We start from the raw sequence: 12,084 nt of genomic DNA on the forward strand, positions 1-12,084 counted from the left end.
CCTGCGGGAACCCGGAATATCACACCGTCGCCCGGTTCGCCCTCACCCACCGCACGGGCACGGGCACGGGCAAGTACCGATACCGCAATGGCTACGTGATGCGTACGGTCTCGCGCACGGTGACCTGGTCGATGTCGGTGGTGCGTACCGTGATGTTCAGGGTCCACACGCCGGGCATCGGCAGCCGCAGGTCGTACGCGGCCCAATACCCCTTCTGGTTCTTGAGCTTGGCATCGAGCGGGCCGATTCCCAGTTCGCCCTGGGTGAGGGTCAGGCGGAGTTCGGGAACGGTGGCGAGGCCGCCGTCCGCTGTGTACACGACGGCTTCGACCGTGTTCTCGCCGACGCGTCCCGGAGCCAGCGTGATCTGCACCGTGCCGTGACGGTTCGCCGTCCCCATGTCGAAGGGGACGGTAACCACCTTCGTCGCCGGCTCCTGCACGGTGGCTGCCGAGGCCATCTCGCCGGCGGCGCGGCCGGGCTGGGTGCCGGTGAGCACGGTGGTGATCACCAGGACCGCCACGCTGAGTGCCGCTTCGAGCGCCACCGTGCGACGCAGGGCGCGCTGATACCTGTCGCCCGTGACGACAGGCGACTCGGCGCCGTCGCCCGGCTCACCCCGGGCGGGTGGTGCATCGGACGTGCTTCCGGGGTCTGTTGCCCCTGGGGAAGTCGGCGCGCCGACCGTTTGCACGACCCTCGCCCGCTCAGGTTCTGGCACCTTCAGCCTCTCCTCGGCCCGCGGCGCCTCATGGAGGAGGCGGGCGGTCCACCGGCGGGAGAAGGACGCCACCCACAGCACGAGGACCACGGCGGCGACCTTCACGACGAGGGTCCTTCCGTACGACGTGCTGGACAGCGCCTCCCATGAACCGACCTGCCTCCACGACTGGTACACCCCGGTACCGACCAGTACGGCCACGGCGGTGAAGGCCAGCGTCGAGAAGCGACCGATCGCGGCCACCGGAACGTCTCGACCGTCCGGTGCCCGACGCCGCAGAACGGTCACCAGGGTGATCAGGCCGCCCAGCCAGACCCCCATGGCCAGGAGGTGCAGCACGGCGACAGGAACGGCCAGGGGCACCTGGATGCCGGCGGAGGCGTGTTCGGCGGCGGCCCAGGTGAACGCCAGGCCCAGGGCGAGCGCCGCCCCGGCCAGGCGGCCCCGGGCACCGAGGTCCCCCGGCTGCGACCCGTCATCCTGACGGCCGGGTCGTACGGCCACCCGCCTCAGCAACACCCCGGCAACCGCGAGCAGCACAAGCCGTGCGATCAGTGCGACCCCAGGCCTCCCGGTGACGGTTCGGCCCAGCTGAGACAGGTCGAACGCCGACGTCAACTGGCCGGCTGTCTCGTACGGTCCGCGCAGCAGCAACAGGGCCACGGTGGACGCCACCAGCGTCGCCCACCCGGCAGCCAGCAGTCTGCGCACCGGACGAACCGCGCCCGCGGCGGGCCAGCACACGAGGACGAACGCGGCAGTTCCGACGAGGAGAGCGAGACCGCTGTACGCGACGTAGCGGAAGAAGCCGTACAGGCGGCCGACCACCGTGTGGTCCGATGAGTCGGCCGCCACCACGGCGGCAGTCTCGGAGGGCTTGCCGATGGAGAAGACGAACGCGCCGGAGATCGGGTGACCGTCGGCGGAGACGACGCGCCAGGCCACCGTGTAGGTCCCCTGGGGCAGCTTCTCGGACAGCTCTACCCGTGCGGTGTTCTCCTTGCCGTCCACATACTGCGCCGGACGCGGGTTCACCCGCTCGTTGTCAGGCGACAGCACTCTCAGCGAGTCGTCGGAGAAGGTGACGGACTCGGTGAAGGTGAGTGTGACCTGCTTCGGAGCCGTCTTGAGGACGGTCCCGTCCGCAGGGTCCGAGCCGCCGAGGCCGGCGTGCGCGAAGGCCGGGCCCGCCGCGCCGAGGATCAGGGCGAACACGGCGGCGACCAGCGCAAGAACGGTCAGTGGCGTCCTTCGGGGAGGCGATCCAGTGTGCATGAAGAGGCAGTCTCCGGAGTGGCGGTCGTCAGCGGCGGCACCGCCGCCCGGGCCCCGGTCGGGCGGGGCAGCAGTCGGACGGTGTCGCTCACCCGGGGCGACAGGACGGACTCTGGCGGGGCTGGGACTCATGGCGAGATGTGGACGATAGTGCGGTCGGCCCGGGGACGGCGCTGCTTGCGCAACTTCGGCTAAAGCACGCTGCAGAACGTCGACTCGGGGCACTTTCCCTGTATCCATCAGAGGTTCGAGCTGCGCCGCCTCCACCCGCCCCGGCTCTGCCCGCCACCGGCTCCCGAACCCGGGAAACCGCAGCTGAGCCATCCGGTGGATTCTCGGTGGCTCGTGGTCCGGCGCCGAGGACGGCGTACGGACGGTGGCACACTGGGCGAGTGGCGCCGCTTGCGCCGCCGTGCGATGCGAACCGCCGCCCCGGGCCGTACCGGGGGGGTGCACACTCGACGGCGTCCTCATCCACCGGTACCCGCGACAGCTCGTGGTGAGGACTTGCCAGAGGACGTGAGGACGATGTCACCGTCGAATCCTTCCGGCGCTTCGACGCGCGTACGGATGTTGGCCCGGCTGGCGTTGGTCTGCGCACTGGGCGCGGTGGCGGCGTTGATCGCTGCGAGCGGCCGGGGCGGCCTGTTCATCCTCGCGGTCGGGGCGGCCGGCGCTGTGCTCACGGCCATGGGTACGTGGTGGGTGCTGGCCCATCGTGGGGCGGTGCGGGCGGCCGGGGCCGTGCTCATGGTGGGCGCACCGGTGGCCATCCTGGTCGCGTACGCCCTGGCGGATCTGTGGCCCGTGGCGCTGACCGCCATCGCGCTGTGGGGCGCCGCCGTGGTGTGCGCGGGGTCGGCGCTGCGCGCAGTACGGGAACCCCACGGCATGCAGGCGGTGGCCTGCGCCCTCCCCCGGCATCCGGTGCTGATCATGAACCCGAAGTCCGGCGGTGGCAAGGTCGGCCGTTTCGGCCTGGTCGAGAAGGCCGAGGCGCTGGGCGCTCGGGTCGTGCTGTTGGATACGACGGCCAGGACGGACGTCGCCGCGCTCGCCCGTCAGGCGGTGGCCGAGGGCGCGGACCTGCTCGGGGTGGCGGGCGGCGACGGAACCCAGGCCCGGGTGGCCGAAGTGGCGGCCGAGCACGACCTGCCGTTCCTGGTGGTCTCCGCAGGCACCAGGAACCACTTCGCCAGGGATCTCGGTCTGGACCGCGACGACCCGGCCGCGTGCCTGGAAGCGCTGGCCGACGGGGAGGAACTCAGGGTCGACCTGGGCGTCGTGGGCGGCTACGCCTTCGTCAATACGGCCTCGTTCGGCGTCTACGCGGAGGTCGTACAGCGCCCGGACTACCGGGATGCCAAGGCGGATGCGGCCCTGGACGCAATGCCCGACCTCCTGCTCGGGTACGCCGGTCACACGCTCGACGCGGTGACGGACGATGCGCGGCTGGAGTCCCAGCAGGCGCTGCTGGTCAGCAACAACCCTTACGCCACCCCCGAACCGATGGCCGCGGGCGGCCGCAGACCCCGGCTCGACGGCGGAGTGCTGGGTGTCGTCGGAATCCGGGTGAACAACGCTGCCCAAGCGGCCGACGTCGCGCTCCGAGGTGCCAGGGCGGCCGGACTACAGGTGCTGACCTCCCAGCGGATCAGCATCAGCTCGGGCACGGAGAGCATTCCGGTCGCCGTCGACGGAGAGGCGCTGACCATGCCCGCCCCCGTCGTCTGCGCCGTCCGCCCGGGCGCGCTGCGCGTACTCGTACCCAAGGTTCGTCCGGGGTCTCCGGCGTCCCTCCCGCCCGTGCGCTGGCGTGAGGTCGTCAGCCTGGCCTTCAGCCGGCCGCGACCGGCAGCGGAGGACCGGCACGGCGCGGCGCGTGCCTCGTGACTCCCGGCGCACATGCCCGGCCTGCCGCGCGGCGTCACAATGAGCCTTGTCCGGTGTTCCCGCTGTTCGTAGCGGATTGGAGACATCCGTGAAGGACCTCAAGTTTGAGCAGAAGAGTTCCCTGTCCCGCCTCGAGGCGGCTGATCAGCTCTCCGCGCTCGCGGAGGCGCTCAGGCACGGCGGCTCGGCCGAACTGGAACTCGGCCCCGGGAAGCTGACCATGCGGGTCCCCGACGAACTCCGCACCGAGATCGAGGTCGAGGTCGAGGACGGTGAGATCGAGCTGGAGATCGAACTCAAGTGGCCTATCGCGCAAACCTAGGGTCTGATCCGGGAGGGCGGGCGACAGCCCGTGCCGACTACACCGGCGCCGTCTACGGCTCGCTGCTTGCCGCCTCCGTGGTGGTCGGTGCCGGAACGCTCGGCTCGTTCCCTCGGCTGAAACTCGTCCTGCTGCTGCTGTGCACCGGCGTGGTGTTCTGGGCCGCACACGTGTTCGCCCGCCTTTTCGGGGCCCGCATGGTGCAGCACTTGAGCTGGCGCGTGGTCCGCGGTACAGCCAGGGAAGAACGCCCGATCATCGAGGCGGCCGTCCCACCGGCCGTCGCCGCGGCCATCAGCCCGCTCTTCGGACTGGATACCCAAGGGATGGCTTGGCTGGCACTCGCGGTCGCTCTGGCCGGCCAGGTCGGCTGGGCAACCGTGGCTGCCAGCCGCGCCGGCGCCTCGGGCGGCCTGATGGTGATCGCCGGTGGGATGAACCTCTTCCTCGGGTTGATCATCGTGGGTCTCAAGGTCGCGCTTCAGCACTGAGGACCCGCCGCCGCTACTGCGGCGGCGTACGGTAGCCCGCGGCGAGCCGGGCGAGGGCTACGGCGGCAAGGAGAAGTCCGAAGTCACGGAGCGCGATGTCGTAGTAGCCGGGGATGCTCAGCAGGTTGACGATGATGCCGGCGAGCCATGCGGCGACCAGCCAGCCGCCGAAGCGGGGAGCGACGGCGACGACGAGGCCTGCGACGATCTCGATCGCGCCCACCGCGTACATGGCACTCTGGGCGCTTCCGGGGACGATGTCGTCGATCCAGGGTGCGAGGTAGACCGGCCAGTCCACGAGCAGGTTGGTGAACTTGTCCAGTCCGAACAGGATCGGCGCGACGGTGAAGCCCGTGCGCAGGATCAGGAAGGCCTGGTAGCCCGGGTCGGCCAGGGCTGCCCGCCCGGGGCGGCGGGCGGAGGTGGTGTGAGTCAGGAACGGCATGACGCCCTCCTTCTATACACAACTTTCACTTTCGATAGAAGCACTCGCTTCTTCTTTCGTCAATGAATGTGGGTTTTAGAATGGAGGCGTGGACATGGACCCGGCGAAGGAAGCACATGACGTCTCGGCCCTCGCTGCGCTCGCCGAGCCGACCCGTAGGCGGCTGTACGAGCACGTGATGCGTCAGGCCGAGCCGGTCAGCCGCGAGCAGGCGGCATCAGCCCTGGGCCTCGCGCGGCAGACCGCGGCGTTCCACCTGGACCGGCTGGCCGAGGCTTCCCTGCTCGACGTGGTCTACGAACGGCGCAGCGGCCGCACGGGGCCGGGGGCCGGCAGGCCCGCGAAGCTCTACCGGCGCCCGGACAGGGAGATCACCGTCAGTGTGCCGGCGCGGCGCTACGAGCTCGCCGCCGAGCTGCTCGCCCAAGCCGTTCAGGACTCCGAGGCGACGGGTGAGGCGGTACGGGCCGTGCTGCACCGCAAGGCCCACGACATGGGCAAGGAGATGGGCAAGGAGATGGGCGGCAAGGGTGGTGTCGACCTGACCGGCCTGCTGGAGAGCTGTGGGTTCGAACCGCGGCGCGAGGGCACTTCCGTCGCCCTCCTCAACTGCCCGTTCCACAGTCTGGCCCGCCGGCACACCGACACCGTCTGCGGAATGAACCTCCACCTCCTGCGCGGAGTGCTCACGGGCATGGGCGACAGCACCTACACCGCGCGCCTGGCTCCCGCCCAAGGCCGCTGCTGCGTCCGTCTGGAGGCTGCCGGCTGACAGCCCGGCACTTCCGCCGCCCGATTGGTTTCGCGTACGAATACCCGCCGCACGAAGTGGCCGGCGTTCGTGGAATCGACCTACATCCGCTTGACCGATGAACCTGCGGCGACGTAGCTTCGACCGCACCGACTCGCGAGCTACTGGAAGGAGGCGAAGCCGGATGTTCACCATCTCCGCACTGCTTCGCCTCGCACACCAGATCGCCTGGGCTCCCGGTCGTGTAGCACACGGCTGCTGAGCAGCCCCCTTCCCGGCGTGCCCGATCGCGGCCCCGGCACCCTTCCCCTCTCTGTCACCACCTACGGCACATCGTTGCGTGTCGATTTGTCGCGCTCTGGGTTATCGAGCTGCGACCACGAAAGAGAAAGCTCCTGAAATGGCGACTTGGACAGTCACATCGACCGCGCGCCGAAATGCGAGCGCGCCATGGTAGCGGCGCGGATCACGGTCAACGGGAAAGAAACACCGATTTCACCGGCTGCACCCCACACCACAGCGCTGGACTTTCTGCGCGAGCGTGGCCTCACCGGCACCAAGGAGGGCTGCGCCGAAGGTGAATGCGGCGCCTGTTCGGTCCTGGTGGCCCGTCCCGGGGTGAACAAGCCCACCGACTGGGTGGCGGTCAACGCCTGCCTGGTCCCGGTCGCGGCGCTCGACGGTCAGGAGGTCATCACCTCCGAAGGTCTCGCCACCGCCGGCGAGTCCGGCAGACCGGCCGCCTTGCACCCTGTGCAGGAGGAGATGGCCGTCCGCGGCGGTTCCCAATGCGGTTACTGCACACCGGGATTCATCTGCAGCATGGCCTCCGAATACTACCGGCCCGACCGCTGCGCGCACCCGGACACGGCCGACGACACCGGTGCCACCACCGGCTCCGGCTCCGGCACCGGCTCCGGCTCCGGCTCCGGCTCCGAGCACGGTCCGAACGGTTTCGACCTGCACGCGCTCAGCGGAAACCTGTGCCGCTGCACCGGCTATCGCCCGATTCGCGATGCCGCGTTCGCCGTCGGTACGCCCACCGAGAACGACCCCATGGCGCAGCGTCGCGAGCAGTCCCCGCCCGAACCGGTCGCCACCGAATACACCCGGGACGGCAGCGCGTTCCTGCGGCCGAGCACCCTGGCCGACGCGCTGCGGCTACTGCGCGAGCGGCCCGACGCGGTGGTCGTCGCCGGAAGCACCGACTGGGGTGTGGAGGTGAACATCCGTTCCCGCCGGGCGAATTGCGTGGTCGCGGTCGACCGTCTCCCCGAACTGCGGGAACTGCGAGTCGAATCCGACCACATCGAGATCGGGGCGGCGCAGACGCTCACGGAGATCGAACGCCGGCTCGACGGCAGCGTCCCGCTACTGGCCGAGCTGTTCCCGCAGTTCGCGTCCCGGCTCATCCGCAACAGTGCGACCCTCGGCGGCAATCTGGGTACCGGGTCCCCCATCGGTGACAGCCCGCCGGTACTGCTCGCGCTGGAGGCATCGGTGGTACTCGCCGACGCCGACGGTGAGCGCGAGGTCCCCCTCTCCGACTACTTCACCGGCTACCGGCAGAGCGTGCGCCGTCCCGGCGAACTGATCCGCGCAGTGCGCATCCCCCTGCCGCTGTCGCCGGTCGCGGCCTTCCACAAGATCGCCAAACGGCGGTTCGACGACATCTCCAGCGTGGCGGTCGCCTTCGCGCTCGACATCGAGGACGGGATCGTGCGCAAGGCCCGCATCGGGCTGGGCGGTGTGGCCGCCACCCCGATCCGCGCCCTCGACACCGAGGCGGCCCTGGAGGGCGAGCCGTGGGCGGCGGAGACCGTCGAGGCCGCGGCCCGGGTGCTGCGGGCCCAGGGCACGCCGATGGACGACCACCGCGCCAGCGCCGGATACCGCTCCGCGATGCTCGGCCAGAGCCTGCTGAAGCTGTACGCGCAAACCACCGAGGCGGGGTCGTCATGAGCCATTTGTCCGAGCGCCCCGAAATGCCTGTCGTCGGCGTTTCGATGCCACACGAGAGCGCCAACCTGCACGTCACCGGCACCGCGCTCTACACCGACGACCTGGTCCACCGCACCAAGGACGTACTGCACGCCTACCCGGTCCAGGTCATGAAGGCCCACGGCAGGATCACCGCGCTGCGCACCGAGCCCGCGCTCGCCGTACCCGGTGTGGTCCGCGTGCTGACCGGCGGCGACGTGCCCGGCGTCAACGACGCCGGGATGAAGCACGACGAACCGCTGTTCCCCGACGAGGTCATGTTCCACGGCCACGCCGTCGCCTGGGTGCTCGCCGAGACCCTGGAGGCGGGCCGGCTCGGTGCGGCGGCCGTCGAGGTGGAACTCGACGAAAAGCCCTCCGTGATCACGCTGCGGGAGGCGATCGCGGCCGAGAGCTTTCACGGCGCCCGGCCCCTGATGCTGACCGGCGACGTCGATGCCGGCTTCGAGGACTCCGCGCACGTGTTCACCGGCGAGTTCCAGTTCTCCGATCAGGAACACTTCTATCTGGAGACGCACGCGGCGCTGGCCCACGTCGACGAGGGCGGGCAGATGTTCGTCCAGAGCAGCACCCAGCATCCCTCCGAGACGCAGGAAATCGTCGCGCACGTGCTCGGCCTGCACAGCCACGAGGTGACCGTGCAGTGCCTGCGGATGGGTGGCGGCTTCGGCGGCAAGGAGATGCAGCCCCACGGGTTCGCGGCCGTCGCCGCGCTCGGCGCCAGGCTGACCGGTCGGCCGGTCCGGGTGCGGCTCAACCGGACCCAGGACCTGACCATGTCCGGCAAGCGCCACGGGTTCCACGCCACGTGGAAGATCGGCTTCGACGCCGAGGGCCGTATCCAGGCCCTGGACGCCACCTTGACCGCGGACGGCGGCTGGAGCCTGGACCTGTCCGAGCCCGTGGTGGCCCGCGCGCTGTGCCACATCGACAACACCTACTGGATTCCCCACGCGCGCATCGCCGGTCGCATCGCCAAGACCAACAAGGTCTCCAACACCGCCTTCCGCGGCTTCGGCGGACCGCAGGGCATGCTGGTGATCGAGGACATCATGGGCCGGTGCGCACCGCTGCTCGGCCTGGATCCGACGGAGCTGCGCGAACGCAACTTCTACCGGCAGGGCCAATCGACGCCGTACGGACAGCCGGTCCTCCACCCCGAACGCATCTCCACCGTCTGGCAGCAGGTTCAGGACGACGCCGGCATCGCCGGTCGCAAGCGCGATATCGCGGCCTTCAACGCCGCACACCCGCACACCAAGCGGGCACTCGCGATCACCGGGCTCAAGTTCGGCATCTCGTTCAACCTCACCGCCTTCAACCAGGCCGGTGCGCTGGTGCTGATCTACAAGGACGGTTCCGTCCTGATCAACCACGGCGGCACCGAGATGGGGCAGGGCCTGCACACCAAGATGCTGCAGGTGGCCGCGACCACGCTGGGCATTGCGCTGCACAAGGTGCGGCTGGCCCCGACGCGTACCGACAAGGTGCCCAACACCTCCGCCACCGCCGCCAGTGCCGGGGCGGACCTCAACGGTGCGGCGGTGAAGAACGCCTGCGAGCAGTTGCGCGGGCGGCTGCTGCAGGTGGCCGGCACCCAGCTGGGTGCGAACGCCTCGGACGTGCGCATCGTCCAGGGCGTCGCGCGCGTCCTCGGCAACGACAAGGAACTGGCCTGGGACGACCTGGTGCGCACCGCGTACTTCCAGCGGGTCCAATTGTCGGCGGCCGGTTTCTACCGGACCGAGGGCCTGCACTGGGACGCGAAGGCGTTCCAGGGCTCGCCGTTCAAGTACTTCTCCTACGGCGCCGCCGCGACCGAGGTGGAGGTGGACGGCTTCACGGGCGCGTACCGGATCCGGCGGGTGGACATCGTGCACGACGTCGGCGACAGCCTCTCCCCGATGATCGACATCGGTCAGGTCGAGGGCGGTTTCGTGCAGGGCGCGGGCTGGCTGACGCTTGAGGACATGCGGTGGGACGCCGGTGACGGGCCGAACCGCGGCCGGCTGCTGACCCAGGCCGCGAGCACCTACAAGCTGCCGAGCTTCTCGGAGATGCCCGAGGAGTTCAACGTCAGGCTGCTGGAGAACGCCACTGAGGAGGGCGCGGTCTACGGGTCCAAGGCGGTGGGTGAGCCTCCGCTGATGCTGGCCTTCTCGGTGCGAGAAGCGCTGCGGCAGGCGGCCGGGGAGTTCGGGCCCGCCGGAGTCAGCGTGGAGCTCGCCTCCCCCGCGACACCGGAGGCGGTGTACTGGGCGATCGAAGCAGCCCGCAAGGGCGGCGTGCGGCACGACGGTCAGGCTGCCCCCGACGGCAGCGAAGTCCCCGCCGACGCAGGCGCTTTGAGCAATGCCTGACATGAGCTGGGTGGCCGCGGTCGCGCGGTTGCGGGCACGCCGGGAACCCGGCGTGCTCGTGACCGTCGCGACCGTGCGCGGCCACGCGCCCCGCCGGGCCGGTGCCAAACTCGTCGTGGGACGGACCGAGACCTGGGGTTCGATCGGCGGCGGCAACATCGAGGCCGTCGCCATCGATCGGGCGCGCGAGCTGAACGGCACGGCCGGTCCGGAGCGGGAGCCCGAGCCGGAGCTGATGGAATTCGCCCTCAACGACAAGGTCACCGGCCGGCACGGTGTGCAGTGCTGCGGCGGAGCCGTCACCGTACTGCTCGAACCGCTGCCGGTGGTCCAGGCGGTGGCGGTCTTCGGCGTCGGGCACGTCGGTCTGGAACTGGCACGCATCCTGGCCCGCCACCACCTCGATCTGCACCTGATCGACACCCGCCCCGACATGCTCACCGACGAACGGCTCGGCGTGCTCGCGGATGCGGTGGCGCAGATCCACGTGCACCACACCCCGCTGCTTCCGGAGGAAGTGCTCAGCGAGCTGCCACCCGGCACCCACGTCCTGATCATGACCCACGATCACGCCGAGGACGCCGCACTGTGCGACGCCGCCCTGCGCACCACCGGTCTCGGCTCGATCGGACTGATCGGCTCGTCCGCCAAATGGGCGAGGTTCCGGCAACGCCTGGCCACCGAGGGCGGCCACGACGCCGCCACCATCGACCGGATCAAGACCCCGATCGGAATCGCCGAGATCACCGGCAAGGAACCCGCCACGATCGCGGTGAGCGTCGCGGCAGACCTGCTCCGGACCTTCGAACAGGACCGCCACCGGGCAGTGCCGAGCCCGGTTGCCGCGGTGCCGAACGCTCCGGTCGCCGGCAGCGCGTAGGACAGCGATGTCGTCGGCTCCTCCGTCACCCATGCGCCGACCGTCGCGGGCCCACCCGACCGGGGCGGCCCGGCCGAACGGATCCGCCGAACGATCCCGTGTATCGCGGGCGTATCGAAAATCGCATACGCCCGCGCAACGGCCCTCCGTCTCCAATGGGGCCATGAACCACCACGCATCCCTGTCAGCACCGCCCGGCCGCACGCGCAGGACCATGCTTCTCGGCCTGGCGATCCTCGGCATCGCGAGCGCCCTGTTCTTCGTACGCGGGCCGCTCATGATGTCCGCTCCGAGGTGCATGGCCGGGCGGTGGCACGGCTGCCTCGATACCTTCAACGGCGTGGTGCTCATGACCTTGGTCGCGCTGCCGTTGGCCGCGCTGGTGATGTGGGCTCTGGCGCGCCGTCGGCTTGCCGCCGGCGTCACCTCGGCGTGGCGGATCTCGCTGGCCGAGGTGGGCATGGTCCACGGGACGGTGCCGTTCCTCTGGATGACCATGATGCCGGGCGCCGGGGCCGGCATCGTTCCCGGCCGGGTGAGCCTGGTACCGCTGCGGGACCTGCTCACGATGGGGCCCCTCGGGATCGTCGGCAACCTGCTGGTCTTCGCGGCGCTGGGGTTCTTCGCCCCGATGCGGTTCGCGGCGCTGGCGTCCGTGCCGCGGATCCTGGCCCTCGGGGCAGGCTGCTCGGTCCTGGTCGAAACCGCACAGTACGTCCTGCGGCTGGACCGGGTGTCCTCCGTGGACGACGTGGTGGTCAACGCCGCCGGCGCCGTGCTGGCCGCGCTGGCGTCGCGCCGATGGTGGCGCACTACGGCACAAGCGCCGTCGGACCGGCCTCGCCCCGCGCTGGCACCGGCAGGCTGAGTCGCGTGTCCGGCGTGCACAGGCCTTCGCACACGTCTTCGTACACGCCTTCGCATACGTCGGCGATATGCGGTGCC

Annotated in this window: 10 protein-coding genes; 8 read left to right on the forward strand and 2 right to left on the reverse strand. The window is 70.3% G+C overall.

Going from position 1 to position 12,084, the window contains the following annotated elements; all coding sequences use genetic code 11:
• Positions 1-91: 91 nt before the first annotated feature.
• Positions 92-1,996 carry a copper resistance CopC/CopD family protein gene (locus OG447_RS24000; protein ID WP_266939268.1) on the reverse strand — a complete coding sequence of 635 codons (1,905 nt, stop codon included), beginning with the start codon at positions 1,994-1,996 and terminating at the stop codon, positions 92-94.
• 570 nt (positions 1,997-2,566) lie between these two features.
• Here OG447_RS24000 and OG447_RS24005 point away from each other — a divergent pair.
• From OG447_RS24005 to OG447_RS24015, 3 genes are all read left to right on the forward strand, one after another.
• Positions 2,567-3,889, forward strand: a complete 1,323-nt coding sequence (locus OG447_RS24005; RefSeq protein WP_266939269.1) for a diacylglycerol kinase family protein — start codon at positions 2,567-2,569, stop codon at positions 3,887-3,889.
• Between the two features lie 88 nt (positions 3,890-3,977).
• Positions 3,978-4,211 (forward strand): amphi-Trp domain-containing protein, encoded by a 234-nt coding sequence (locus OG447_RS24010; protein ID WP_266939270.1) that lies wholly within the window; start codon positions 3,978-3,980, stop codon positions 4,209-4,211.
• Positions 4,190-4,702, forward strand: a complete 513-nt coding sequence (locus tag OG447_RS24015) for a hypothetical protein (RefSeq protein WP_266939271.1) — start codon at positions 4,190-4,192, stop codon at positions 4,700-4,702. The genes OG447_RS24010 and OG447_RS24015 overlap by 22 nt, the downstream gene beginning before the upstream one ends.
• A gap of 13 nt (positions 4,703-4,715) precedes the next feature.
• Here OG447_RS24015 and OG447_RS24020 read toward each other — a convergent pair whose 3' ends face one another.
• Positions 4,716-5,147, reverse strand: a complete 432-nt coding sequence (locus OG447_RS24020) for a hypothetical protein (RefSeq protein WP_266939272.1) — start codon at positions 5,145-5,147, stop codon at positions 4,716-4,718.
• A 94-nt stretch (positions 5,148-5,241) separates the two neighbouring features.
• Here OG447_RS24020 and OG447_RS24025 point away from each other — a divergent pair, with 94 nt between their 5' ends.
• The 5 genes from OG447_RS24025 (at position 5,242) to OG447_RS24045 (ending at position 12,007) form a co-directional block, all read left to right on the forward strand.
• On the forward strand, positions 5,242-5,919 hold the full coding sequence (locus OG447_RS24025; protein WP_266940124.1) for a metalloregulator ArsR/SmtB family transcription factor: 678 nt from the start codon (positions 5,242-5,244) through the stop codon (positions 5,917-5,919).
• 429 nt (positions 5,920-6,348) lie between these two features.
• Positions 6,349-7,860 carry a xanthine dehydrogenase small subunit gene (locus OG447_RS24030; RefSeq protein ID WP_266940126.1) on the forward strand — a complete coding sequence of 504 codons (1,512 nt, stop codon included), beginning with the start codon at positions 6,349-6,351 and terminating at the stop codon, positions 7,858-7,860.
• Positions 7,857-10,259, forward strand: a complete 2,403-nt coding sequence (gene xdhB, locus OG447_RS24035) for a xanthine dehydrogenase molybdopterin binding subunit (protein ID WP_266939273.1) — start codon at positions 7,857-7,859, stop codon at positions 10,257-10,259. The genes OG447_RS24030 and xdhB overlap by 4 nt, the downstream gene beginning before the upstream one ends.
• A gap of 1 nt (position 10,260) precedes the next feature.
• Positions 10,261-11,139: a xanthine dehydrogenase accessory protein XdhC gene (xdhC, locus tag OG447_RS24040; RefSeq protein WP_266940127.1), complete on the forward strand. Its 879-nt coding sequence runs from the start codon at positions 10,261-10,263 to the stop codon at positions 11,137-11,139.
• Between the two features lie 163 nt (positions 11,140-11,302).
• Positions 11,303-12,007 carry a VanZ family protein gene (locus OG447_RS24045; RefSeq protein WP_266939274.1) on the forward strand — a complete coding sequence of 235 codons (705 nt, stop codon included), beginning with the start codon at positions 11,303-11,305 and terminating at the stop codon, positions 12,005-12,007.
• Positions 12,008-12,084: the final 77 nt, after the last annotated feature.

This window comes from Streptomyces sp. NBC_01408, from assembly GCF_026340255.1.
Taxonomy (GTDB): domain Bacteria; phylum Actinomycetota; class Actinomycetes; order Streptomycetales; family Streptomycetaceae; genus Streptomyces.